The organism is Acidovorax sp. NN32, assembly GCF_057597245.1.
Genome location: NZ_CP199679.1, coordinates 3,375,226 through 3,399,292 on the forward strand (window position 1 = coordinate 3,375,226; position 24,067 = coordinate 3,399,292).

Consider the following 24,067-nt stretch of genomic DNA (forward strand, 5'->3'; position numbering starts at 1 on the left):
ACCTCAGTAGCCCGACTTACCCCCGGGCCGCTGGCGTGCAAAAAGCCCCGTGGTCCGCGCGCCCTGCCGTGCAAAACGTTCACGGCGGGCCACCTTGGGGTCCACTTTCAGTGGGCGGTAGACCTCCACACGGTCCAGATGTCTGATTGCGGCGTCAGGCAACACTGCACGCCCCCAGATGCCCAGGGTCGGCCGGTCTGCACTGCCCTGCGGCCCCAGTGCGCCATCCGCCCCACACGCCCGCAACGCATCAGCCACGGTGGCACCTTCGGGCAGTTGAAGTACCCATTCCTGCGTTTTGCGAGGAGCAATACAGACCACCACCGTGACCTGCACAGTGCTCCCCGGCACCCGCTCAGCCATACACCTGCTCCGCACGCTTCACAAAGGCATCGACCATGCTGCCAGCGATGCGGTCAAACACCGGGCCTACGAGCGCCGCGAGCGTCGCACTGTCAAAACCGTAGTTCAGCAGCAACTCCACCTTGCATGCGCGCTGCGAACCATCGCCCACCGGGTGGAAGTGCCAATCGCCATCCAGGCGGGAGAACGGCCCTTTGATGAGATGCATCTGCACGCGCCGACCTGCCTCGTGGGTATTGCGCGTCACAAAGGTCTGGCGGATGCCGCTGAACGCAATGCCCACTTCGGCGGTCATGCCGTCCTCGGTCTGCTCCAGCACGCCCGCGTGATCGCACCATGGCAGAAACTGGGGGTAGTGTTCCACCCCGGTGACCAGGGCAAACATTTCTTCGGGGCTGTACCAAATGAGGACGGACTTGTGAACGGTTTTCATGCAGACTGTGCCTGGCATCGGTGTGCGCCAAGCGGAGGAAATTAGAATCGCTGCCAGCGACACCCACACATTGTAGGGAGGCCTTTTAACTCCCGGTTTGTGCCGCATCTACCTCTTCATGGCCAAAAAACCCGATCCTACGTCCCGCATTGCCGACAACAAGAAAGCGGCTTACAACTATTTCTTCGAGGAACGCCACGAGGCGGGCATGGTGCTGCACGGCTGGGAGGTCAAGGCCCTGCGCGAGGGCAAGGTGCAGCTGACCGATGGCTACGTGCTGATCCGCGATGGCGAGCTGTATCTGCTCGGCTGCCTGATTCATGCGCTCAAGACCGCCTCCACCCACGTCAACCCCGAATCGGCGCGCACCAAGAAACTGCTGCTCAAGAAAGACGACATCAAGCGCCTGATCGGCAAGGTCGAGCAAAAGGGCTACACGCTGGTGCCGCTCAATCTGCACTGGAAAAACGGCTTTGTGAAATGCGAAATTGCCCTGGCCAAGGGCAAGGCTGAGCACGACAAGCGCGACACCATCAAGGACCGCGAAGGCAAGCGCGAGGTGGAACGCGCCATGAAAAGTCGCAGCCGCTGAGGCATGCGTGCGATGCGGTCTGCGCTCACCCAGCCCAGCCCTTGAGATTTTTTTGCGACGCCGTGGAATAAACCGCTGCGCCCATGTGTTTGTCCCGGTGCAAGGCAGCATTCGCCTCCGCCTGCACCACACCCTGGAGAAACCCATGAAAAAACTGATCTCGATGGCCGCCTTCGTCGCAGCAGCCGCACTGGCCGGCTGCGCCACCATGAACGACTCGCCCGTGAAGACCATGGACGGCGTACTGGTCGGAGCGGGCGGCATGACGCTGTACACGTTCGACCGCGACGCGGCAGGCAGTGGCAAGTCGGTGTGTAACGGCCCCTGCGCCACCAACTGGCCACCACTCATGGCCAGCAAGGCACCCGGTGGCGACTACAGCGTCATCACCCGTGACGATGGCAAGACCCAGCTGGCCTACAAGGGCAAGCCGCTCTACTACTGGATCAAGGACACCAAGCCCGGCGACAAAACCGGCGACGGGGTGAACCAGGTCTGGCGCACCGCACGGCCCTGAGAACCCTTCAACGCCGCACAGGCCCCACACGGCATGAACCGCACCCAGGTCATCGAACAACTGCCCGGCCTGCGCCGGTACGCGCGGGTGCTCACAGGCGATGCCTGGGCGGCCGATGATCTGGTGCAGGACACGCTGGAACGTGCCTGCAGCAAGTGGTTGCTGTGGCGCACGGGCAGCGACCTGCGCGCGTGGTTGTTCACTCTGATGCACAACCTGTACCTCAACCAACGCCGTGCGCTGCCCGCGCTGGCGCAGGTGGACATCGACGACATTCACGACCAGTTGCCGGGTGCCCGCGCCCCCTCGGATGACGCCCTGGATCTGGAGCGCTGTCTGCAGCGCCTGCCCGCCGACCAGCGGGCCGTGCTGCTGCTGGTGGCCATGGAGGACATGAGCTACGAGGACACCGCGCGCATTCTGGGCATTCCGGCAGGCACTGTGATGTCACGCCTGTCCCGCGCCCGCACGCGCCTGCGCGCGCTGATGGACCGAGAGCCCGCGCCCAGCCCTATACCGGCTGCCCACGCAGACGCACCCGCAGCAGGCGCAGTGCCTGTGCTGCGTCGCCTCAAATAAAAAGAGCCATGACCCGCCCCCCCTCCATGGACCCGATCCACCCTGCCCCCCACCCACGCGCTGGCGAAAGCAGCACTTGGCACGCCCTCGTGGACGGCCAATTGCCGCCCGCACAGGCGCAGGCGCTGCGCGAGCAATTGCAGGATGATCAGGAAGCGCAGGCCACACTGGCGCACTGGCAGGCACAGCGGGAGCAGCTACACGCCCTGCACCAGGACCTGCTCCACGCCCCCGTGCCCGATACGTTGATGGCCGCAGCATTGCGGGCCACGGACCGCCGGGAGCAGCAGGCGCAGTGGTGGCGTTGGGGTGGCGTGGCCGCCTCTGTGTTGCTGGCCTTTGTGCTGGGGTGGACAGGACGCGGCCAGTGGCCCGCCGTGGCACCCGGCAAAACGCTGGCGACGGGCAACGGCACCACGCTGGTGGTTGCCGAACCGGCACAACGCTTCGCCCAGCAGGCCGCAGTCGCCCACGCGGTGTACCAGCCCGAAGTCCGCCACCCCGTGGAAGTTACAGCCGCCCAGCAAGACCACCTAGTGCAATGGCTGTCCAAGCGGCTTGACCGCCCGCTCAAGGTCCCCGCGCTGGGCGCGCAGGGTTATGAACTGGTGGGTGGCCGCTTGTTGCCTGGCGACACCGGGGTGCGCGCGCAGTTCATGTACCAGAACAGCGCGGGCCAGCGGATCACGCTGTACCTGGGCGCCTTGGCTGCGGTATCCACCAGCCCTGGCCCTGCCCGCGACAACACGCCCCGTCCACAGCCACCGACCACCGCAAGCACGACCGCGTTCCAGTTCACGCAAGAAGGCCCGGTGCCAGGCTTTTACTGGACGGACGCGGGCTTTGGCTACGCCTTGAGCGGACAGCTGTCCCGCACCGAGCTGCTGAGCTTGGCGACAGCGGCGTACCAACAGCTGAACCCCTGACGCGCCGCCAGGGACTCTGCGGGTGGCCTGCCCGGCTACAACCGTCGCCGATCAGGACAAATGGGCCAGCGGGTGGGCGTGTGCAGGCCAGGGGCTGGTGAAGAACTGCGCCACCATATCGGGCGTCACGTCCTCGATGCGGCCAGGGTTCCATTGGGGCGCATGGTCCTTGTCCACGGCCAGGGCGCGGATGCCCTCCACCGTTTCGCTCTGGCCGGGGCGCAGGAAGAAGCAGTGGCGCACCATGTCGCGCTCCATGCGCAGGTCGTCGGCCAAGCCCATGTCCCGTGCGCGGCGGATTTGTTCCAGCACCACGTGCAGCATGAGGGGCGAGCGCTTGCGCAGCGTGGCCGCCGTGGCGCGTGCCCAGTCACTGTCGGCCGCTTCAAGCGCCGCCACGATCTCGCCCACGCTGCCCAACGAAAAATATTGGTCAATCTGGCCCCTAGCGCTTTTCTGCAAAGCGCTAGCAGCTACAAATTTAGAAGCAACATAGTCTTTGACGGCAGCACCGCTGGCAAAGCTCTGGGTGCCCAGCGCCTCCCACACGGCCGCTTGCTGGTCAGCAGGCAGACAACCGTCCGCCAACCGGTTTTCGATGGCATCACCGGCGCCAATGGTGTCGCCGGTGAGCGCCAGCCATTCGCCCACACGACCGGGACACCGGCTCAGAAAATAGCCCCCCCCCACATCCGGGAACAGGCCAATGGCCGTCTCCGGCATGGCCATCTTCGTGCGCTCGGTCACCACGCGCAGGGCGGCGCCCTGGCTGATGCCCATGCCGCCGCCCATCACGATGCCGTCCATGAAGGCGATGTAGGGCTTGGCGTAGTTGTGGATCAGGTGGTTGAGCGCGTACTCCTCGGTGAAGAAGTCCTCGATCAGCGGGTTGCCCTGGCTGCCCGCCTGGTGCAAAAAGCGGATGTCTCCACCGGCGCAGAAGGCACCAAACGGGCCTTCCTTGTTGCTGCCACGGATGGCCACGGCCAGCACCCGCGCATCGTTTTGCCATGCCAGCAAGATGCCCATGAGTTCACGCACCATGCCCAGCGAGAGGGCATTGAGCGCACGCGGGCGGTTCAACGTGATGAAGCCCACCTGGCCTCGCACTTCACTCAACACATCAGGCAATACCGTCTCCGTCATTTTTGTTCCTTCCAACCCAACAGTTCATTAAAAACCAGCGCACCGATCACGAGCACGCCTCCCGTCAGCACCGCCGGAGCAGGCTTTTCGCCTGCGCCCAGCCAGGCCAGCAAAATTCCAAAGATGACTTCGAGCAAGCCGAGCAACGCCATCTCTGGCGCCTTGAGCACCCGGCCGCAGCGCACGGCCAGCACACAAGGGATGGCCAATTGCACCACGCCCAACAGCGCCAGCAGGGCCAGGTCATGCCCTGAAGCCTCAAAAGGCAGCGCCAACGGCAACGTAGCCACCACCGAGATCACCGCGCCGACCAGCACCGCAGGCACCAGGTCCACCGCATGGCCGTGGCGCTGCGAATGCTGCACCACCGTCCAGTTGATGGCGGCTGCCACCGGCACACACAGCGCCACCAGCGTACCTGCCAGGGGCAGGCCCGCCATCTGCGAACCATACATCCACCCAATGCCCAGCCCCGCCACGGCAATCGCGGCCCAGGTGCGCGGGGCGATGTGGTGGCCGATAAAAATGCGCGCGAACAACGCCGTGAGCAGCGGCCCCACGGCCATCGTGACCAGCACGTTGGCCACCGGCATGAGCACCAGCGCCACCATGAATGCCGTGAACATCACGCTCCAGCACACGCCAGAGATCCACAGCGCACGGCCGCTGTGGCGCATGGAGGCGAACACCGCCCTGCCCTGCAGCGCAGGCAGGATGACCAGCAGCGACAGCAGCGTGAAGAAGCTGCGCCAGAAGGTCACCTCAAAGCTCGCCGCATGCTCCAGGTGGCGCGTGACCACACCGGCAATGGACCACATGAGGGTCACGGCCACCATCAGCGCCACGGCACGGGAATGTGTCAATTTCAACAGAGGCTCCAGGATTCAGACGGCAAAAAGGCCACTGCGTCGCAGTGGCCCCTTTTTGAACGTGCTCTGAGCGCTTCTCTGAACGCTCCGCCGATCAGGACCGTGCAGCGCGCTTGCGCTCGTTCTCGGTCAGGTGGCGCTTGCGCAGGCGCACAGACTTGGGCGTGATCTCGACCAGTTCATCGTCCTCGATGAATTCCACGCCGTATTCCAGCGTCAGGTCGATCGGGGGCGTGATCTTGATCGCGTCTTCCTTGCCAGAGACACGGAAGTTGGTCAGCTGCTTGGTGCGCGTGGCGTTCACGATCAGGTCGTTGTCGCGGCTGTGAATGCCCACGATCATGCCTTCGTACACGGGGTCGTTCGCCTTCACGAACATGCGGCCACGGTCGTCCAGCTTGCCCAGGGCGTAGGTGAAGATTTCACCATCGTCCATGGAGATCAGCACACCGTTCTTGCGGCCACCGATGTCGCCCTTGTGCGGCTCGTAGCTGTCGAAGATGTTGGAGATCAGGCCGGAACCACGTGTCAGGTTCAGGAATTCGTTGGTGAAACCGATCAGGCCACGTGCGGGGATGCGGTATTCGAGGCGTACGCGGCCACGGCCGTCGGACTCCATGTTCACCAGCTCGCCCTTGCGCTCGCCCAGGGCCTGCATCACGCCGCCCTGGTGGCCTTCTTCGATGTCCACCGTCACCAGCTCGATAGGCTCGTGCTTCACGCCGTCAATGTCCTTGAACACCACGCGGGGCTTGGACACGGCCAGCTCGTAGCCTTCACGGCGCATGTTTTCCAAGAGGATGGTCAGGTGCAGTTCACCCCGGCCCATCACTTCGAAGATACCTTCTTCATCGGTCTCGGACACGCGCAGGGCCACGTTGTGCTGCAGCTCCTTTTGCAGACGGTCCCAGATCTGGCGGCTGGTCACGAACTTGCCTTCGCGGCCGGCCAGGGGCGAGGTGTTCACGCAGAAGTTCATGGTCAGCGTGGGCTCGTCCACCTTCAGCATGGGCAGCGGCGACGGGTTGGCGGGGTCGGTCACGGTCACGCCGATGCCGATGTCTTCGATGCCGTTGATCAGCACGATGTCGCCAGGGCCCGCCAGCGGCGTCTGCATGCGATCAAGGCCCTGGAAGGTCAGCACCTGGTTGACACGGCCCTTGACGGACTTGCCATCGGGGCCTTCCATGACGAGCACATCCTGGCCGGGCTTGATGGTGCCCTGGCTGATGCGGCCCACGCCGATGCGGCCCACAAAGGTGGAGAAGTCCAGCGCCGAAATCTGCAGTTGCAGCGGAGCGGCTGGGTCACCCGTGTTCGGTGGAACGTGCGAGAGGATCGTGTCGAACAGGGCCGACATGTCGGGACCCCACTGCTCGCCCGGCGCGCCTTCTTCCAGCGACGACCAGCCGTTGATGCCCGATGCGTACACCACGGGGAAGTCGAGCTGTTCGTCGGTGGCACCGAGCTTGTCGAACAGGTCGAAAGCGGCATTCACCACCTTGTCGGGGTTGGCACCGGGCTTGTCCACCTTGTTCACCACCAGGATGGGGCGCAGGCCCAGAGCCAGGGCCTTCTTGGTCACGAAACGCGTTTGGGGCATGGGGCCTTCTTGCGCGTCGATCAGCAGCACCACGCTGTCCACCATGGACAGCGCACGCTCCACTTCACCGCCGAAGTCCGCGTGGCCGGGGGTATCCACGATGTTGATGTGCGTGCCCTTCCAGCTCACGGCGCAGTTCTTGGCCAGGATGGTAATGCCACGCTCTTTTTCAATCGCGTTGTTGTCCATCACGGTGTCAACGACCTTTTCGTGGTCGGCGAAGGTGCCGGACTGGCGCAGCAGCTGGTCGACCATGGTGGTTTTGCCGTGGTCAACGTGGGCAATGATCGCGATGTTGCGGATTTGTTTCGTCGTCATAGTTTTTCCAATGTGCCGCTGGCTTGAGGGTGCGGCATGCCTTCCAAAATTTGTTGAATTTCCAGCGGACTCAGGAGCCTGTCCGGCACCAGCTCCCCGCCCACGATGTGGCCCACCCCCAGCAGTGCCGGAGGATTCTCGCCGAACACCGCCACGGCACTGGCATCGGGCCAAGTGCCACGGCGACGCACGCCCGACAGGAATCGGGCTGCATTCTCGCCGTCCAGCGTGACACGCACGTGTTGTGCCAGCAGCGACTCGGGCGCCTCCAGGCTGGCCAGGCGCTCCGCCTCCGGCATGGCTTCCAGCTGGGCCAGCGTGACGCAGCGCTCCACACCGATTCCACCCGTGTCGATGCGGCGCAAGAAGGTCAGGTGCGCGCCGCAACCCAGCGCCGCCCCGATGTCTTCACCCAGCGTGCGGATGTAGGTGCCTTTGCTGCAATTTACTATCATTTTAATAGCTACTTGCGCTTTATCTGTCTGCATCAGGGTCAGTTTTAATGCATGAATGACGACATCGCGCGCTTCGCGCTCTACCGTGACACCTGCTCGCGCGTACTCGTACAGCGCCTTGCCGTCTTTCTTGAGCGCACTGTGCATCGGCGGCACCTGGCGAATAGGGCCGGTGAACTGCTCTTGCACGGCCGCAAGACGCTCAGGGGTCAGCTGTGCCAAGTCCACATCACAGCGTTGCACCACATCGCCTTCGGCGTCGCCGGTGGTGGTGGTGGTGCCCAGCAGTGCAACGGCTTCGTAGGTCTTGGGCGCATCCAGCTGCAGCTGGCTGAACTTGGTGGCCGCGCCAAAACACAGCGGCAACACGCCGGTGGCCAATGGGTCCAGCGTGCCGGTATGGCCCGCCTTTTCGGCGCGCAAGAGCCATTTCGCCTTTTGCAAGGCGTCGTTGCTCGAAAGGCCGAGCGGTTTGTCGAGCAGCAACACCCCATGCACAGGGCGCCGCTGCACCCTGGTGCGAGGCGCGTGCATGGACTACTCCTCTTTTGCGCGGGAAGAAACTGCCTTGGCGATCAAGGCATTCATGTCGGCCGCACGCTCGGAGGTGCGGTCGAACACGAAGTGCAGCGTGGGCACCGTGTGGATGTGCAGGCGCTTGAACAAGCCGTTGCGCAGGAAACCCGCAGCCTGGTTGAGCGCCGCCTGTGTCTCCACAGGGTCGCCCGTCAACAGGCTGAAGAACACCTTGGCATGTGCGTAGTCTGGAGTCACCTCCACACCCTGCAGCGTCACCATGCCCACACGCGGATCTTTCAACTCGCGCGCGATCAGCTCCGTCAGATCGCGCTGGATCTGATCGGCGACCTTGAAGGCGCGGTTGGGGGTGGAAGATTTCTTCGCAGCCATGTCGTCGTCACCGATGCCTTACAGCGTCCGCGCGATTTCCTTGATGTCAAAGAATTCGAGGTGATCGCCTTCCTTGATGTCGTTGTAGTTCTTGAGCTTGATACCGCACTCAAAGCCTTCCTTGACATCCTTGACATCGTCCTTGAGGCGCTTGATCGAATCGACTTCGCCGGTGTAGACCACCACGTTGTCGCGCAGCAGGCGGAAGCGTGCGTTGCGATGGACCATACCCGAAGTGATGTACGAACCGGCAATCGTGCCGATCTTGGTCGCAACGAACACCGTGCGGATCTCGGCGGTACCGATGATCTCTTCGCGCTGCTCGGGGGCCAGCATGCCGGACATCGCCACACGCAGCTCGTCCACAGCGTCGTAAATGATGCTGTAGTAGTGCAGATCGACGCCATTGCCTTCGGCCAGCTTGCGCGCACCGGCATCGGCCCGCACGTTGAAGCCGATCACGATGGCCTTGGAGGCGATCGCCAGGTTGATGTCGGACTCGCTGATGGCGCCCACGGCGGCGTACACCAGCTGCACCTTGACTTCGTCGGTCGAGAGCTTGAGCAGCGACTGCGCCAGCGCTTCCTGCGAACCCTGTACATCGGCCTTGACGATGATGGGCAACATCTTCACTTCGCCCGCCGTCATGTCGGCAAACATGTTTTCCAGCTTGGCGGCCTGTTGCTTGGCCAGCTTGGTGTTGCGGAACTTGCCGGCACGGTAGGTCGCGATTTCGCGGGCACGGCGTTCGTCCGTGAGCACCATGAATTCGTCGCCGGCCTGCGGCACTTCCGTCAGACCCTGGATTTCCACCGGGATCGACGGGCCTGCCGTCTTGGCGACCTTGCCGTTTTCGTCCAGCATGGCGCGCACGCGGCCATAGGTCTGGCCAGCCAGCACAATGTCGCCCACCTTGAGCGTGCCGGACTGAACCAGCACCGTGGCCACAGGGCCGCGGCCCTTGTCGAGCTGGGCTTCGATCACCAGACCCTTGGCCAGTGAATCGACCGGTGCCTTGAGTTCCAGCACTTCGGCCTGCAGCAGCACTTGCTCCAGCAGCGTGTCGATGCCCATGCCGGTCTTGGAAGACACAGGCACGAACGGCGAATCGCCACCGTACTCTTCAGGCACCACCTCTTCGACCACCAGCTCCTGCTTGACACGGTCGGGGTTGGCATCGGGCTTGTCGGCCTTGGTGATCGCCACCACGATAGGAACACCAGCCGCCTTGGCGTGCTTGATGGCTTCCTTGGTCTGGGGCATGACACCGTCATCGGCCGCCACCACCAGGATCACGATGTCCGTGGCCTGGGCACCACGGGCACGCATGGCCGTGAAGGCCTCGTGGCCCGGGGTGTCAAGGAACGACACCATGCCGCGTGGTGTTTCCACGTGGTAGGCACCGATGTGCTGCGTGATGCCACCGGCTTCACCCGCAGCCACCTTGGCGCGGCGAATGTAATCGAGCAGCGAGGTCTTGCCATGGTCCACGTGACCCATGACGGTCACCACAGGAGCACGTGGCAACAATTCCACGTTCTGCTGGGTCGTATCGTCGTCGGTAAAGGCTTCTGGATCGTCCAGCGCTGCCACCACCGCCTTGTGGCCCAGTTCTTCCACCACGATCATGGCGGTGTCCTGGTCCAGCGGCTGGTTGATGGTGACCATCTGTCCCATCTTCATCAGCGCCTTGATCACTTCAGACGCCTTGATCGACATCTTGTGTGCCAGCTCTGCCACCGTGATGGTTTCGGGCACATGCACTTCAATGATGCGCGCCTCGACCGGTGCAGACTGCTGGTGATCGTCGCGATGGTCGCGGCTGTCGCCACGGCGGCCACGCGGGCCACCACGCCAGTTGTTGCGACCGACACCGCCGCTGCTGTCGCCACGGGTCTTGATTTCTTTTTTCTTGGCGGTGTCGTTGGCCCAGCTGGAGGACAGCTTGGCCGACTTCACTTCCTTGCCAGCGCCTGGCGCACCTGCGCCTGCCCCGGCAGTGGCGGGAGCGCCTGCGCGCGCCACACCGGTGCCGACAGCCGGCTTGTGCAGGGTGCCCTTCTTGGCATCCCCCACGGCAGCGGGCTTGGCCACTGGCTTGGGTTCTTCTGGCTTCTTGGCCACCATGACCGCCTTCTTGGGCGTGGCCATCATGGACCGGATCGCAGCAGCTTCCGCTTCGGCCTTGCGGCGACGGGCGTCCAGGTCAGCAGCGCGCGCTGTTTCCTCGTCGGCACGTGCCTTGGATTCAGCGGCAGCCTTTTCGCGGGCTTCAGTTTGGGCTGCATTGCGTGCAGCGGCTTCGGCCGCTTGCTCGCGGGTGGCCTCCTGCTTGACAGCAGAGGCTTGTGCCTTCTTCTCGGCTTCCTGGGCGGCATAGGCGGCAGCGCGCTCTTCAGCTTCACGCTCACGCTTTTCGCGCGCTTCACGCTCGGCACGCTTTTCGGCCAGCTCCGTCTCCTGGCGGCGGATCAGCTCGGCCTGGCGGCGAGCTTCTTCCTCGCGGCGGGACAGTTCCAGGTCTTCGCTGGAAACAGCGGCCTCTTCCGCAGCGGCGGGCGCATGGGATTCGGCAGATGCCTCGGCACCTTCGTCGCGCTGGATGAACGTGCGCTTCTTGCGCACTTCCACCTGGATCGTGCGGGCCTTGCCCGTGGCATCCGCCTGCTTGATCTCGCTGGTGGACTTCTTCACCAGCGTGATCTTCTTGCGGTCGGCCGAAGCCGTGCCGTGGCTGGCCTGCAAATAAGCAAGCAGCTTTTGCTTGTCCAACTCGGTCAACGCGTCGGAAGGGGCGGCCTTGCCCACGCCCGCAGCTTTGAGCTGGTCGAGCAGGGTTTCAGGCGATTTTTTGAGTTCGGTTGCAAACTCGGCGACAGTATTACTGGACATATGTGGTTCGTGCCTCCCTGACCTTTACTCTTGCCCCGCGAACCAGTGTTCGCGCGCCTTCATGATCAAGGCTTTGGCATCTTCTTCAGACTGTCCGGTCAGGTCGGTCAGTTCATCAATGGCCAGATCGGCCAGGTCGTCACGTGTGTGCACACCGCCTTCAGCCAACTTGGCAATCAGCTCGGGGGTGAGGCCTTCGAGGTCGCGCAGGTCCTGGGAGACCTCTTCCACGCTTTCCTCACGGGCGATTTCCATCGTGAGCAGCGCATCCTTGGCACGGGCACGCAACTCGTTGACGGTGTCTTCGTCGAAGCTTTCGATCTCCAACATTTCCTGCAGCGGCACATAGGCCACTTCTTCGAGGCTGTTGAAGCCTTCGGAGATCAGGATGTCGGCGATTTCCTCGTCCACATCGAGCTTTTCCATGAACAGCTTGCGGGCCGTGTCGGTCTCGTTGGCCTGCTTTTGCGCGCTTTCGGCGGCGTCCATGATGTTGATCTTCCAGCCGGTCAGATCGGACGCCAGACGCACGTTCTGACCACCACGGCCAATGGCGATGGCGAGATTTTCCTCGTCCACGACCACGTCCATGGCGTGTTTTTCTTCATCGACCACGATGGAGGACACGTTGGCCGGGGCCAGGGCGCCGATCACAAACTGTGCAGGGTCTTCGGACCACAGCACGATGTCCACGCGTTCGCCAGCGAGTTCGTTGGTCACCGCATTGACGCGGGTGCCACGCACACCGACGCAGGTGCCAATGGGGTCCACGCGCTTGTCGTGGCTCAGCACGGCGATCTTGGCGCGCGAGCCGGGGTCACGGGCGCAGGACTTGATTTCCAGCAGGCCTTGTTCGATCTCAGGCACTTCGTTGCGGAAGAGTTCGATCATGAACTCGGGGGCCGAGCGCGACAGGATGATGGGAGCGCCGCGCAGCGTCAGGTCCACTTCCATGATCATGGCACGCACACGGTCGCCACTGCGCAGGTTTTCCTTCGGGATCATCTCGCCACGGCGCAGACGTCCTTCCACACGGCCGGATTCGACAATGATGTCGCCCTTGTCCATGCGCTTGACGGTGCCGGTAAAGATTTTCTCGCCGCGCGACATGAAGTCGTTGAGCAGCATTTCGCGCTCGGCGTCGCGGATCTTCTGCAGGATGACCTGCTTGGCAGCCATGGCGCCGATGCGGCCGATGGGCACGGACTCGACACCTTCTTCGATGTACTCGCCCACTTCGATGTCCGGAATGCGGTCCTTCGCATCCATCAGCAGCTCTTCGGCCTCGGGGTTTTGCAGGCCGGCATCATCGGGCACCACCAGCCAGCGACGGAAAGTCTCATAGTTGCCGCTGTCGCGATCTACGGACACGCGAATGTCCACCTCGCCCTGATACAGCTTCTTGGTAGCCTGGGCCAGGGCCGACTCCACGGCGCCCAAGACCACATCACGCTCCACGTTCTTTTCGCGCGAAATGGCCTCAACCAACATCAACAATTCGCGATTCATGCGACGACTCTCCTGTTTCAATCACCCGAAGGCGGAGGCTGCGCGCGGCTGCCACCCACCCCAATTTTTCAGCAGCCACTCAGGCGGGTGCTGCCCCAGCCTTGCCTGCACGTCCCTTGAAATCCACGATGGGCGCCAGGCGCACATCCCGAACCTCGTCCAAGGTAAAGCCCAGCGCCTGCAAGGGGGCGGGCACACGTTTCTTGCTGACCCTTTGACCTGGCTTGACCGGCGGCTCGTCACTCCAGACGATCTGCCACCCCCCAGCCTCGGCGCGCTCCAGCGTGCCGCGAAATTTCTTGCGGGTGGCATTGACCTGCCCCGCCGCCGCCGCAACGCCGATGGGCGCCTTCAGGGTGACGTCAATGACCGAACCCTCGAAGCGAACAAAGTCTTGCTCATGGCGCAGAGGGCGATCGATGCCGGGGGACGACACTTCGAGGCGCTTGTACTCGACGCCATCGACCTCCAGCGCAAACTGCAGCTGGCGCGTGACCTTCTCGCAATCCTCGACGGTCACGAACTGATCAATCACGGGCTGGGGCGCATCAGCGGCCGGCTGCACCCAGGGCAAGTCGATGGTGACGCGCAGCAAACCGCCAGCGGAGCGTTCGATCTCCACCAGGTCATACCCCAGGCCCGTCACAATTTGTTCAACGACTTGCTGCAATGCCACGTGTTCAGTTCAATCCCGGAAAAACAAAAAACCCGATAACCCCCGGAGACTCTTCCCCGACAGCTTCGAGCTCCAAAAGCGTTCGACCAAAAAAAACGGGCGGTTGGTACCCGCCCGTTTGGTCGTGAGAGTTGTATTGTAGCGCGCAAAGTGTTGATTTGCAAAGGCGCGGACGGGCAAAACTGTTGTCAACGCGCCCAGGCCAGTGTGCATGCGGCCTGCCGGACGATGTGGTGCCAAAACGGCACCTGGCGCTTATCCAATCGGCGCGAGCAGCTATGACAGTGATAGCGGCTGCAGCAGCTCAGCCAGATCGCCCTCGGTGAACAGCGGCTCCTTGCGTGCAGCGGAGTCGCTGTACAGACTGCCCGCCAGCTGCGCCTTGCGCTCCTGCAGCGCCAAAATTCGCTCTTCAATCGTGCCCTGCGCCACCAGTTTGATCACCCATACGCTCTGTGTCTGTCCAATGCGGTGGGCGCGGTCGGTGGCCTGGTTTTCCACCGCCGGGTTCCACCAGGGGTCGTAGTGAATCACAGTGTCGGCCTGCGGCAGGTTCAGCCCCACCCCGCCCGCCTTCAGGCTGATCAAAAACAGCGGCACCTGCCCGCTGGTGAACTGTTCGATGATCGCGTCGCGCTTCTGGCTCTGCCCCGTGAGCTTGACCCAGGGCAGGTTGCGTTTTTTCAGCTCGGCCTCGATCAGCGTTAGCATGCTGGTGAACTGCGAGAACAGCAAAATGCGCCGCCCCTCGGCCAGCATCTCGGGCAGCAGCGCCATCAGCTGGTCCAGCTTGGCCGATGTCTTGACCTTTTTGGCGGCATCTAGCGGCACAAGTTGCGGGTGGCAGCACACCTGGCGCAGCTTGAGCAGCGCATCGAGGATGGTGATCTGCGACTTGGCCAGCCCCTTGGTCTGCAAGGCTTCGCGCACGGTTTTTTCCATACCCAGGCGGATGGTTTCGTACAGATCGGCCTGCGTGCCGGTCAGTTCCACGGGCATCACCGACTCGACCTTGGGCGGCAGCTCGCCCGCCACCAGGGCCTTGGTCCTGCGCAGCATAAAAGGCGTGATGCGCGAGCGCAGCTGCGCCATGCGCGCGCCGTCGCCCTGCTTTTCGATGGGCGTGCGAAACACCTCCTTGAAGCGTGTCTGACTGCCCAGAAAACCTGGCATCAAAAAGTGAAACAGGCTCCAGATCTCGCCCAGGTGGTTTTCCATGGGCGTGCCCGACAGGCACAGCCGGTGGCGCGCCTGCAGCTGGCTGACCACCTGCGCGGCATGCGTGCTGGCGTTCTTGATGTTCTGCGCTTCATCCAGCACCACCAGGTGCCACTGGTGCGCCAACCAGCGCTCGCGGTCGCGCTGCAGCAGCGAATACGGGGCAATGACCAGGTCATGCTCGGTGACTGTATCTGCCATGCCGTGTCGGCCGGCGCCATGCAGCACCAGACAACGCAGCCCAGGGCAAAAGCGGGCCGCCTCGCGCTGCCAGTTGCCCATGAGGCTCACGGGTGCAATGACCAGCGCAGGTGCGGTCAGCCGCCCCGCGTCTTTTTCGACCTGGATGTGTGCCAGGGTCTGCAGCGTCTTGCCCAGGCCCATGTCGTCGGCCAGCACCCCGGCCAGTCCGTGGGCACTCAGAAACTGCAGCCAGTTCAGCCCCTGCTGCTGGTACGGCCGCAAGGTGGCCCGCACGCTGGCGGGCAAAGGCACCTCCGGCAAGGCGCCGACGCCCTGCAACTGGGCCACCATGGCGCGCAAGGCATCGGCGCCCTGCCACACCGCGCCCTCGCTCAGCGCTGCGCTGGTGCGCAGCGCGTCCATGCGCGAGAGCTTGAGGCTGTCGCCGCTGAAGTCGTGCGCGCGGTCGCCCACCAGATCCAGCAAGGCCGCCATCCAGGGGCGCAGCGCGTCGGTCGGCACCCGCACAAAACCCGATGTACCCACACCCCGCAGGTAGGCAAACGGCGGCAGCTGCGGCTGGCCCGTGACGGGGTCGGGCGGCTGCTGGGCGGCAGCGGCGATCAGCAGGGGCAGCAACGGCAGGATGTTGTGGCGCACGCCGTTGATTTCCATGCCCAGCGACAGCGCAAACCAGGGCGATGTGGCCTCATCTTCGCCACTGGGTTGCAGTGACACGTCCAGCGTGTCGGCATGGGTGATCCATCCGTCCAGCGCCGCGTCCTGCGTAAGCACAAAACCGGCCTCACGCAACACAGAAAAACCGTTGTCAAACCAGTGCATCCAGTCGTCCTGCGATTCCTCGCCGGGGATGCCGAACAGGCCATCGTCGGTGGCCAGCAGCCCCAGGTCCATCAGGCGTTCAATGGCATCCAGCTCGGCCGCCGCGTCGCGCTGTAGCAGCACTTGGCCGCCGTCAGCGCCTGGCACCAGCACACTCAGGTCCTGCCCCGCCCACCAGCCCACATGGCCCTGGTAGTCAAAACGCAGCTGCGCGGTGATGAGGCCCAGACCGGGCACATCGGCTTCGGCCACGGGCGCCAGGTGCAGGCGCGCCACGGGCTTGACGCCCTGCACGCGCGCCAGGGGGCGGAGCACCGGCGGCAGCGGCAGCATGCCGCCCAGGCGGCTGGCCACCTCCGCATGGTGTTTTTGCAGCGCGGCGGCGCTCAGCGGGGGCGCCTGCAGCAGCAGCTCCAGCTGCCCAGGGCTCAACCCCTCGGCCGACACGGGGCCGCACAGACCCTGGGCGACATCGAGGTACAGGGGCGGGTGGTTGGCACACAGCGTGGCGCTGGGGCTGGGCAGGCGGGCCTGCAAGGTCCAGGCGTTGTCGCCACCGTCGCCACCACCGGACGTGACTTTTTCTTTCCAGGCCCAGGCAATGGGCAGCGGATCGCCCCAGCGCAGCGGCACGCCCACCGTGGAGTCGCCTGCATCCACAAACAGACGCCCCGTGGCAGCCGCCTGCTGCAGTGCCAGCAGGCCTACAGCTCCCTCCAGCACACCCGTCGGCGCGCCGCTGTAGGCCGAGTAGTAGCCCACGCTGCGCGGCATGGCACGCAGCAGTTGCAACAGCTGGCGGTCTGCATCCGTGGCGCGGTCATACACCGCCTGGCCGGGGCCAGGTTGGGTCCGGACGGCCTTGGGCTTGGCCCAGCCGCCGGTGAGCTTGGGGTAGGACACCACGGCCTCGATCTGCAGCTGTGGCGCGCCATTGCGCAGGCGCCCGATGGTGGAGAGCAGGTAGAGGTAACACTCCGGCCGGTCGGCCCGTGCGCCAGCCAGTGGCGGCGCGGCGTTGTCTGCCACCAGATCCCAGTCGTTCAACCAACGCACCAGGCGGGCCTCGGCCTCCGCGCGGGCCTGGGCGGCCACGCGCTCCTGCATGGCCTGCAGCGCCTGCTTCGACCGGGGAGGTAGGGGCGCAGGCTTAGCCTGAGGGCCGGGGCGCACCTGCTGGGCCTTCAAGGTCAGGGCGACGGCGTGTTTGCAGTCCTCACCCACCGGGCAGGAGCATTCGCCCGACCACGAGCGGACCTGGCCGTTGGGAGCCAGCACCAGTTCGACCGACAACACATAAGGCTCGTACTGGGTGCCCTGCACTTCACCGCCGATGTGCCAGACGCCGGGGTCGCCCTCGGCCACATCAATGCGGACGACGGCGGACTGCCGAAACAGGCCTGCGCCGCGCGACCAAGCGCCTTGATCGCAGTGGGCCTGTAGCGAACTGAGGGAGAAGTACGGAGCGGTAGGGAGGGGCACAACAATGGCAAAAATTGCCTCTATCGCTTTACCATCAAGCGCTAGCAGCTATTAAAAGGAGAGCACCAAAAACAAAAACCACAGCGTTGCGCTCACCGGCTGCGCGCAGCGCGCACACGCTCGAAGACGCTTTGGGCCTCCTGCCCTGCGCTGGCACCACTGCCGGGGGTGGCCGCCTGTAGGCTGGCCAGCAGCCGGGCCAGCACGGGCGCCTGGGGCAGCAGCGGCCCTAGGAACAGCGCGCGCTGGCCGTCGGCAATCAGCAGGGTGGGAAAGGTTTCCACGTCCAGGTCGCCAGCCAGATCGGACTCGTCTTCAATGTCCACCCATTCAAAACGCACCTCCGGATGCGCGCGGGCCAATTCGTTGAACAGGGGGCGGTAGATGCCACAGGTGCCACACCACGCTGCGCACAGGCACACGGCCCACCAGCCACCGGGCGTGGCGGCCGCAGGGCTTGAGGGGGTGGACGGGGGCAGTGCGGCGGGGCTGGACATCAAACGGACTCCTAGGGCTGGCGCGGCAGGGGCCAACTACACCAGGCCCCGCTACAAACCACGCCGTTCGCGGGCGCGGTAAACCTCGATGGTACCCACACCCGGCGCCTGGTTGCCCCAGCTGTTGCGCACAAAGGTCGTCACCGCCGCCACGTCCTCGTCGGACAGAAACTGCTGGAACGGTGGCATGCCGTGCGGGCGCGGGTTGCCCGCCGTGGCAGGCAGATAGCCGCCCTGCAGCACCACGCGCACCAGGTTGGTGGGGTCGGCCAGCGTGACGGCGCGGTTGCCCGCCAGCGCGGGGAAGGCGCCGGGCTCGCCCTGCCCCTGGTCGCCGTGGCATTGGGCGCAGTGCTGTTCGTACACCTTGGCGCCGCGCGCCAGGGCGCTGGCCGGGGGCGCGGCCCCGGCAGCAGGCGCTTTGTGTTCTTGCTGCGGCAGCACCTGCAGATACACCGCCATGGCACGCGCATCGGTATCGCTCAGATACTGCGTGCTGCGGAACACCACCTCGGCCATGGGCCCCAGCACTGAGCCCTGCGGGGCCACGCCGGTTTTCAGCAAGGCCACCACGTCGTCGGTCGCCCACTCCTTCACGCCCGCCTCATGCGCGGCATTGAGCGCAGGGGCATACCAGTTCTGCACCGGGATCAGCCCGCCGGTAAAGGCCTTGGCGTCGGTGGTGGCGCCCAATGCGTTGCGCGGCGTATGGCAGGCGGTGCAATGGCCCAGGCCGTTGACAAGGTAGGCGCCCCGGTTGTATTCAGCCGACTGCGTGGGTTCGGGTTGAGGAGCCCCGGGCGTGAAGAACAGCGCCCGCCAAACACCCAGCGCCGCCTGCGTGTTGTACGGGAAACGCAGCGCGTGGTCGCGGTTGGACTCAGCGGCGGCGGGCAGGCTGTGCAGGTAGGCAAAGATGGCGTCCGAATCCTCGCGCGTCACCTGTGTGTAGTTGGGGTACGGAAAGGCCGGATACAACAGCCGCCCGTCCTTGCTGCGGCCGTGGTGCATGGCGCGCCAGAACTCGGCCGAGGTCCAGCTGCCAATGCCATGTGCCTTGTCGGGCGTGAGGTTGGAGCTGTGCACCACGCCAAACGGCGTCTCGATGCCGCGCCCGCCCGCAAAAGGCGCGCCGCCCTGCGTGGTATGGCAGGCCATGCAGTTGCCCACGCGGGCCAGGTATTCGCCGCGCTGAATCAATTCAGGTGTGCTCTGCAGCGTCTCGCCAGCGGGCAGAGGCTCTTCGCCGCGCAAGTTCAGGCTGATCAGCAGTGCTGCCGCAATGCCCAACGCGGCCAGAATGGAAGAGATCGTCCAGAGGATGCGTTTCATCGGTGCATCCCTTCTCAACGTGCAGCCGCAGCGGCCACGGGCACTTCGGCCACACCACCGCAGCGCGCGGGCATCGCAGCAGGCAAGGTGCGGGCGGGCTTGCCCCCCGCCGCCACGGGCTGGGCGGCCAACCAGGCCGAGACAGCACTCACATCGTCGGGCGTGAGCTGGCGGGCAATGTCGGCCATGCAGTCGGGCAGATGCGCACGGCGCTGGCCGGTCTTCCAGGCGCCCAGCTGGCTGTTGAGGTAGTCGCGCGGCAGGCCTAGCAGGCCGGGTATGGACGGGGTCACACCCGTCATGGCTGCGCCATGGCAGGCCACGCAGGCGGGGATGTTGCGGGCCACATCGCCCCCTTGCACCAGCTTGCGGCCTTGCTCCAGCACAGCGGCGGGCGCTTGTGGTGCGGGCGGCGGCGGGTAAGGCAAGTCCAGCGCTGCAAAGTGCTCGGCCATCTCGCGCAGGTAGTCGTCGGTCAGGTGTTCAATCAGGTAAGTCATCTGCGGGTAGCTGCGCCGCCCGTCCCGAAAGTTGAGCAGTTGGTTGGCCAGGTAGCCCGCCGGTTTGCCCGCAATGCGCGGAAAGTACCCGTCCGGCGTGGCCCGGCCCTCTTTGCCGTGGCACGCGGTACAGGCCAGCACGCGCGAGGACATGGACGACACGGGCACCGTGGCCGCAGGGGTGGCAGGAGGCGTGCTGGCGGGCACCGTCTGGGCCGCAGCGCCAGCCGTCAACGCCAGCGCCACCAGGGCAGCCGCGCCGGGTGCGGAAAAAACAGGGCGCAGCAAGCCGCGCAGGCAATCGATCATGGGGATTTTTCCGTGGGGAAACGGTCGGCGGGCACCCACAAGCCGTGCGCTCGGGGCATGCACCAACACAAGCCGACACTCTACGCCCAGCGGCAAAAACAGTACAGATTCAGTTTCCTGTTAAAAATACAGATCAGTTTGACAAGCATCCAGCCCCACCACCCCAATGAAACGCTACGAACGCCACGCTGACACCATCGCGCAGCTCATCCACAGCGGCGCGCTGCGGCCTGGCGACCGCGTGCCTTCGGTGCGCGAGGCCAGCCGCACGCGGGGCATCAGCCCGTCCACCGTGTTCGAGGCGTACTACCTGCTGGAGGCACAGGGCCTCATCCACGCCCGGCCGCGCTCGGGCTACTACGTGAGCGCCCGGCTGCCCAGCACGGCCGAGGCCCGCCCCGCCGAGCCCCTGCCCTCGCAGCCCGCCGCCACTTCCACCGGCGTGGCGATCAGCGACCTGGTGTTCGAGGTGCTGGGCCTGGCCCGTGACCGCGATCTGGTACCGCTGGGCTCGGCCTTCCCGGGGCTGGAGCTGTTTCCGCTGGACCGCCTGGCGCGCTGCCTGGCCAGCGGCATGCGCAAGCTCGACCCGTGGAACATCGTGCAAAGCCTGCCACCGGGTGACGAACGCCTGCGCCAGCAGATCGCACTGCGCTACGGCCTGCACGGCATGGCGGTGGAAGTGGAAGAAATCATCATCACCAACGGCGCGATGGAAGCGCTCAACCTCTGCCTGGAGGCCGTCACCCAGCCGGGCGACGTGGTGGTGGTCGAATCGCCCACCTTTTACGCCGCGCTGCAGGCCCTGGAGCGGCTGAACCTGCAGGCGCTGGAAATCGCCACCCACCCGCGCGACGGCATTGACCTGGCCGCGCTGGCCGAGGCGCTGGAGCGCCAGCCCCCCCAGCAGCCCGTCAAGGCCTGCTGGCTCATGCCCAGCTTTCAAAACCCTCTGGGTAGCCTGATGCCGGAGGACAAAAAACGCGAACTCGTGGCACTGCTCGCCCGCCACCAGATCCCGCTGATCGAGGACGACGTGTATGGCGAACTGCACTTCGGCCCCCAGCGCCCGCCGCCTGCCAAGGCGTTTGATGGCGAGGGACTGGTCATGCACTGCAGCTCGTTCAGCAAAAGCCTGGCGCCCGGCTACCGCGTGGGCTGGGTGGCGGCGGGCCGCTTTGCCACGGCGGTGCAACGGCTCAAGCTGATGACCACACTATCAGCCGCCACACCATCGCAGCAGGCGCTGTCCGAATACCTGGCCCAGGGCGGCTACGACCGGCACTTGCGCGCGCTGCGCCGCAGCCTGGAACAGCAGCAGGCGATTGCGCTGGCGGCGGTGGCCCAGCACTTCCCGCGGGGCACGCGCGTGTCGCGGCCCGAGGGGGGTTACTTTTTGTGGGCAGAGCTTCCGCAGGAGGTCGATGCACTGGCGCTGCATCGTCAGGCACTCGCGCAGGGCATCAGCCTGGCGCCCGGGCAGATTTTTTCGGCCGACCGGCGTTTTGCGCACTGCGTGCGCATCAACTACGGGCACCCGGCACACGACCGCCTGCAACCCGCCCTGGAATGCGTGGGCCGCCTGGCCACTGTGCTGGCTGCCGAGGGTGCGCGCACACCCCTTGGTGAGTGCACCAACAGCTCAAATTTATAGAGCGGCCACTGCAGCACAACCTGTCCGGCACAGACACGGGTCTGAGCCGGGGCGAAAACAAAAAAGCACGCTAAGGATGCCCCTCAGCGTGCTTTACTTTTGATAGCTACCTGCGCTTGATGGGCAAGCGCCAGGGCCTGTTTTTATCCATATCCCTCGTCGCTATCCCTCACGCGCTGGCATACCCGCTCAGAAGCTCTCCCATTCGTCGTCGTTGCCGCCCTTGGCTGCGGCTGCAGGCGCTGGCGCGCTGGCAACCGGGGGCCTGGTGCTGGCTGCAGGGGCAGCTGCAGGGGTGGCCGCGCTGGCCTTGGGCGCTGCCAGGCTGGCCTGGGGTTTGGCGGGCTTTGCGCTGCCGATCTTGCTGGCGCCTTTGGTCGCGCCTGCACCGCGTTGGGCGGTGAATGCAGGGGCAGCGATGGGCGCTCGGGGTGCCGGTGCTGGCGCGCTGCGCATCGCGTTGGCGTCGAGCTTGAATACCGCCACGGCGTTGACCAGTTCGCCGGCCTGGGCGTTCAGGGCGCTGGCAGCAGCCGCCATTTCTTCCACCAACGCTGCGTTTTGCTGCGTGGCCTGGTCCATCTGCGTGACGGCTTCTCCCACTTGGCCCACCCCTGCGCTTTGTTCGCTGCTGGCGGCGCTGATCTCTCCCATGATGTCCGTCACTCTGCGGATGGAGGCCACCACTTCGGTCATGGTGGCCCCTGCCTTGTCCACGAGGGCCGTGCCTTGTTCCACGCGCTCTACGCTGGCGGTGATGAGGGCTTTGATTTCCTTGGCGGCTTCTGCGCTGCGCCCTGCCAGGCTGCGCACTTCACCGGCCACCACCGCAAAGCCCCGGCCTTGTTCTCCGGCCCGGGCGGCTTCCACGGCGGCGTTCAGGGCCAGGATGTTGGTCTGAAAGGCGATGCCGTCGATCACGCTGATGATGTCGGCGATCTTTCTGCTGCTGTCGTTGATGCCTTTCATGGTCTCGACCACTTCGGCCACCACGTCGCCGCCTTGCACGGCCACGGTGCTGGCGCTCACCGCCAGCTGGTTGGCGGCCCGGGCGTTGTCGGCGTTCTGGCGCACGGTGGAACCCAGCTCTTCCATCGAGGCTGCCGTTTCTTCCAGCGCGCTGGCCTGCTGCTCCGTGCGGGCCGACAGGTCGTTGTTGCCCGAGGCAATCTGTGAGCTCGCCGAGGCAACCCCTTCCGCGTTCTGGCGCACCGAGCCCACGGTGTTCACCAGGCTTTGCTGCATGCGCTGCAAGGCGCCCAGCAGGTGGCCGGTTTCATCCTTGGAACTCACGGTGATCTGGCCACTGAGATCGCCGCTGGCCACACGGTCGGCAGCCTCCACGGCCTGCGCCAGGGGGCGGGTGATGGAGCGGATGATGGTGATGGCGAGAAAGACGGCAAGCGCAATGGCGAGTACGCCAGCGATCAATACATCCCGTTGCAGCGCAACAGCTGCAGCTTCGGCCCGCTCACCTGCTTTGACCGTGGTCTGGGCCTGAAACTCAACCTGTTCGTCGATCGCAGCCTGGTAGGCCCGCTGTGCCGGGCGGTATTGCTCTTCCAGGAACTTAGTGGCTTCATCCCTTTGACCTTGTTGGATCATCGTCAGATATTGATCCCTCAACTTCACGAAATCGGCACGCCGCTGCTGCATGCGCGCGAGGAGTTCCTTGCCTTTTTCAGAGGTGATCAGCGCATTCAAGGTTTTGTATTGCGCCTCCACGTCCACTGCGGCGGCAGATATCTGGCTTGTTGCCGACTTCACAACGGACTCCGTGGTGAAAATCGCCAGATTACGCACCTGGATGGCTTGCTCATTCACGCCATCAGTGAGTGCGCCCAAAGCCTTGGTAATCGGTATACGAACGTTAATCACGTCCTTCAGCTCCGCGCGCTGGCTCGCAGACTGGATCAGGCTGACCGTCCCCAGCGCGATGAGCAGCAGCACCATGACGGCAAACGCTACGGTAAGTCGGGTTGATATCTTCAGCTGATTCATCCTGCTTCTCCTCTGGACTGGTGGTGGTTTGAAGGTGGTTTTTTTGGCTGCCACTACCTTATCCGTGAGCGATCTTTGTCACCAGTGCTATTTCGCCGCTGCGAAGCAACTCCGGCCTGGGCGCCACAGATCACCCTGCACTCGCCCGGGCATTTATTGACAAAACGCCGCATCCGGTCGTTTCAGTGCGCTCCCCCCTGTCGCAGCCCCGGCCTGCCCGGTTGGGATTGGAGAGCTAGCTCCAGTCCCAGCCCCGGTGCG

At 64.7% G+C, this 24,067-nt stretch carries 20 protein-coding genes; 5 read left to right on the top strand and 15 right to left on the bottom strand.

What is annotated here, in order from left to right; genetic code table 11:
• Positions 1 to 3: 3 nt before the first annotated feature.
• Both ACT89O_RS15635 and ACT89O_RS15640 read right to left on the bottom strand, forming a co-directional pair.
• On the bottom strand, positions 4 to 363 hold the full coding sequence (locus tag ACT89O_RS15635) for an RnfH family protein (RefSeq protein WP_055398152.1): 360 nt from the start codon (positions 361 to 363) through the stop codon (positions 4 to 6).
• The gene (locus ACT89O_RS15640) at positions 356 to 796 is read right to left on the bottom strand and encodes a type II toxin-antitoxin system RatA family toxin (RefSeq protein WP_121420481.1); all 441 of its coding nucleotides are present in this window, start codon (positions 794 to 796) and stop codon (positions 356 to 358) included. Before ACT89O_RS15640 ends, ACT89O_RS15635 begins: the two co-directional genes overlap by 8 nt.
• Positions 797 to 914: 118 nt before the next feature.
• Between ACT89O_RS15640 and smpB the strand changes: the two genes are divergently transcribed.
• The 4 genes from smpB (at position 915) to ACT89O_RS15660 (ending at position 3,410) form a co-directional block, all read left to right on the top strand.
• Complete coding sequence (gene smpB / locus ACT89O_RS15645; protein WP_055398252.1) at positions 915 to 1,388, top strand: SsrA-binding protein SmpB; 474 nt, start codon at positions 915 to 917, stop codon at positions 1,386 to 1,388.
• Positions 1,389 to 1,533: 145 nt separating this feature from the next.
• Positions 1,534 to 1,905 carry a COG4315 family predicted lipoprotein gene (locus ACT89O_RS15650; protein WP_199726981.1) on the top strand — a complete coding sequence of 124 codons (372 nt, stop codon included), beginning with the start codon at positions 1,534 to 1,536 and terminating at the stop codon, positions 1,903 to 1,905.
• A 33-nt stretch (positions 1,906 to 1,938) separates the two neighbouring features.
• On the top strand, positions 1,939 to 2,484 hold the full coding sequence (locus ACT89O_RS15655; RefSeq protein ID WP_055398154.1) for an RNA polymerase sigma factor: 546 nt from the start codon (positions 1,939 to 1,941) through the stop codon (positions 2,482 to 2,484).
• A gap of 8 nt (positions 2,485 to 2,492) precedes the next feature.
• Positions 2,493 to 3,410 carry an anti-sigma factor family protein gene (locus ACT89O_RS15660; RefSeq protein ID WP_487260526.1) on the top strand — a complete coding sequence of 306 codons (918 nt, stop codon included), beginning with the start codon at positions 2,493 to 2,495 and terminating at the stop codon, positions 3,408 to 3,410.
• 51 nt (positions 3,411 to 3,461) lie between these two features.
• Here ACT89O_RS15660 and ACT89O_RS15665 read toward each other — a convergent pair whose 3' ends face one another.
• From ACT89O_RS15665 to ACT89O_RS15720, 12 genes are all read right to left on the bottom strand, one after another.
• Complete coding sequence (locus tag ACT89O_RS15665) at positions 3,462 to 4,556, bottom strand: enoyl-CoA hydratase/isomerase family protein (protein ID WP_487260527.1); 1,095 nt, start codon at positions 4,554 to 4,556, stop codon at positions 3,462 to 3,464.
• On the bottom strand, positions 4,553 to 5,428 hold the full coding sequence (locus ACT89O_RS15670; protein WP_487262867.1) for a DMT family transporter: 876 nt from the start codon (positions 5,426 to 5,428) through the stop codon (positions 4,553 to 4,555). The genes ACT89O_RS15665 and ACT89O_RS15670 overlap by 4 nt, the downstream gene beginning before the upstream one ends.
• Before the next feature lie 91 nt (positions 5,429 to 5,519).
• Complete coding sequence (gene typA, locus ACT89O_RS15675) at positions 5,520 to 7,346, bottom strand: translational GTPase TypA (protein ID WP_055398157.1); 1,827 nt, start codon at positions 7,344 to 7,346, stop codon at positions 5,520 to 5,522.
• Positions 7,343 to 8,335, bottom strand: coding sequence for a tRNA pseudouridine(55) synthase TruB (gene truB / locus ACT89O_RS15680; RefSeq protein WP_487260528.1), 993 nt, complete (start codon positions 8,333 to 8,335; stop codon positions 7,343 to 7,345). The genes typA and truB overlap by 4 nt, the downstream gene beginning before the upstream one ends.
• 3 nt (positions 8,336 to 8,338) lie before the next feature.
• On the bottom strand, positions 8,339 to 8,710 hold the full coding sequence (rbfA, locus tag ACT89O_RS15685) for a 30S ribosome-binding factor RbfA (RefSeq protein ID WP_010458038.1): 372 nt from the start codon (positions 8,708 to 8,710) through the stop codon (positions 8,339 to 8,341).
• An 18-nt stretch (positions 8,711 to 8,728) separates the two neighbouring features.
• Positions 8,729 to 11,602 carry a translation initiation factor IF-2 gene (infB, locus tag ACT89O_RS15690; RefSeq protein ID WP_487260529.1) on the bottom strand — a complete coding sequence of 958 codons (2,874 nt, stop codon included), beginning with the start codon at positions 11,600 to 11,602 and terminating at the stop codon, positions 8,729 to 8,731.
• Between the two features lie 24 nt (positions 11,603 to 11,626).
• Entirely contained in the window at positions 11,627 to 13,111 is a 1,485-nt protein-coding gene (nusA, locus tag ACT89O_RS15695; protein WP_121420486.1) for a transcription termination factor NusA, read from the bottom strand.
• Between the two features lie 79 nt (positions 13,112 to 13,190).
• Complete coding sequence (gene rimP, locus ACT89O_RS15700) at positions 13,191 to 13,787, bottom strand: ribosome maturation factor RimP (protein ID WP_176886345.1); 597 nt, start codon at positions 13,785 to 13,787, stop codon at positions 13,191 to 13,193.
• A 276-nt stretch (positions 13,788 to 14,063) separates the two neighbouring features.
• A complete protein-coding gene (locus ACT89O_RS15705; RefSeq protein ID WP_487260530.1) occupies positions 14,064 to 17,513 on the bottom strand; it encodes a DEAD/DEAH box helicase in 3,450 nt (1,149 codons plus the stop codon).
• 92 nt (positions 17,514 to 17,605) lie between these two features.
• Positions 17,606 to 18,010 carry a thioredoxin family protein gene (locus ACT89O_RS15710; RefSeq protein ID WP_487260531.1) on the bottom strand — a complete coding sequence of 135 codons (405 nt, stop codon included), beginning with the start codon at positions 18,008 to 18,010 and terminating at the stop codon, positions 17,606 to 17,608.
• Between the two features lie 51 nt (positions 18,011 to 18,061).
• Positions 18,062 to 19,342: a cytochrome c gene (locus tag ACT89O_RS15715; protein ID WP_218300149.1), complete on the bottom strand. Its 1,281-nt coding sequence runs from the start codon at positions 19,340 to 19,342 to the stop codon at positions 18,062 to 18,064.
• A 14-nt stretch (positions 19,343 to 19,356) separates the two neighbouring features.
• Positions 19,357 to 20,151 (bottom strand): c-type cytochrome, encoded by a 795-nt coding sequence (locus ACT89O_RS15720; RefSeq protein ID WP_121506020.1) that lies wholly within the window; start codon positions 20,149 to 20,151, stop codon positions 19,357 to 19,359.
• A gap of 166 nt (positions 20,152 to 20,317) precedes the next feature.
• Between ACT89O_RS15720 and ACT89O_RS15725 the strand changes: the two genes are divergently transcribed.
• On the top strand, positions 20,318 to 21,805 hold the full coding sequence (locus ACT89O_RS15725) for an aminotransferase-like domain-containing protein (protein ID WP_487260532.1): 1,488 nt from the start codon (positions 20,318 to 20,320) through the stop codon (positions 21,803 to 21,805).
• A gap of 189 nt (positions 21,806 to 21,994) precedes the next feature.
• On the opposite strand, the gene ACT89O_RS15730 is transcribed toward ACT89O_RS15725, so the two are convergent.
• Positions 21,995 to 23,806 carry a methyl-accepting chemotaxis protein gene (locus ACT89O_RS15730; protein WP_487260533.1) on the bottom strand — a complete coding sequence of 604 codons (1,812 nt, stop codon included), beginning with the start codon at positions 23,804 to 23,806 and terminating at the stop codon, positions 21,995 to 21,997.
• Positions 23,807 to 24,067: the final 261 nt, after the last annotated feature.

Excerpts from the sequence above, each read along its gene's own strand:
- ACT89O_RS15635 (WP_055398152.1), bottom strand. The coding sequence starts at position 363 with ATGGCTGAGCGGGTGCCGGGGAGCACTGTGCAGGTCACGGTGGTGGTC.
- ACT89O_RS15640 (WP_121420481.1), bottom strand. The coding sequence starts at position 796 with ATGAAAACCGTTCACAAGTCCGTCCTCATTTGGTACAGCCCCGAAGAA.
- smpB (WP_055398252.1), top strand. The coding sequence starts at position 915 with ATGGCCAAAAAACCCGATCCTACGTCCCGCATTGCCGACAACAAGAAA.
- ACT89O_RS15650 (WP_199726981.1), top strand. The coding sequence starts at position 1,534 with ATGAAAAAACTGATCTCGATGGCCGCCTTCGTCGCAGCAGCCGCACTG.
- ACT89O_RS15655 (WP_055398154.1), top strand. The coding sequence starts at position 1,939 with ATGAACCGCACCCAGGTCATCGAACAACTGCCCGGCCTGCGCCGGTAC.
- ACT89O_RS15660 (WP_487260526.1), top strand. The coding sequence starts at position 2,493 with ATGACCCGCCCCCCCTCCATGGACCCGATCCACCCTGCCCCCCACCCA.
- ACT89O_RS15665 (WP_487260527.1), bottom strand. The coding sequence starts at position 4,556 with ATGACGGAGACGGTATTGCCTGATGTGTTGAGTGAAGTGCGAGGCCAG.
- typA (WP_055398157.1), bottom strand. The coding sequence starts at position 7,346 with ATGACGACGAAACAAATCCGCAACATCGCGATCATTGCCCACGTTGAC.
- truB (WP_487260528.1), bottom strand. The coding sequence starts at position 8,335 with ATGCACGCGCCTCGCACCAGGGTGCAGCGGCGCCCTGTGCATGGGGTG.
- rbfA (WP_010458038.1), bottom strand. The coding sequence starts at position 8,710 with ATGGCTGCGAAGAAATCTTCCACCCCCAACCGCGCCTTCAAGGTCGCC.
- infB (WP_487260529.1), bottom strand. The coding sequence starts at position 11,602 with ATGTCCAGTAATACTGTCGCCGAGTTTGCAACCGAACTCAAAAAATCG.
- nusA (WP_121420486.1), bottom strand. The coding sequence starts at position 13,111 with ATGAATCGCGAATTGTTGATGTTGGTTGAGGCCATTTCGCGCGAAAAG.
- ACT89O_RS15710 (WP_487260531.1), bottom strand. The coding sequence starts at position 18,010 with ATGTCCAGCCCCGCCGCACTGCCCCCGTCCACCCCCTCAAGCCCTGCG.
- ACT89O_RS15715 (WP_218300149.1), bottom strand. The coding sequence starts at position 19,342 with ATGAAACGCATCCTCTGGACGATCTCTTCCATTCTGGCCGCGTTGGGC.
- ACT89O_RS15720 (WP_121506020.1), bottom strand. The coding sequence starts at position 20,151 with ATGATCGATTGCCTGCGCGGCTTGCTGCGCCCTGTTTTTTCCGCACCC.
- ACT89O_RS15725 (WP_487260532.1), top strand. The coding sequence starts at position 20,318 with ATGAAACGCTACGAACGCCACGCTGACACCATCGCGCAGCTCATCCAC.
- ACT89O_RS15730 (WP_487260533.1), bottom strand. The coding sequence starts at position 23,806 with ATGAATCAGCTGAAGATATCAACCCGACTTACCGTAGCGTTTGCCGTC.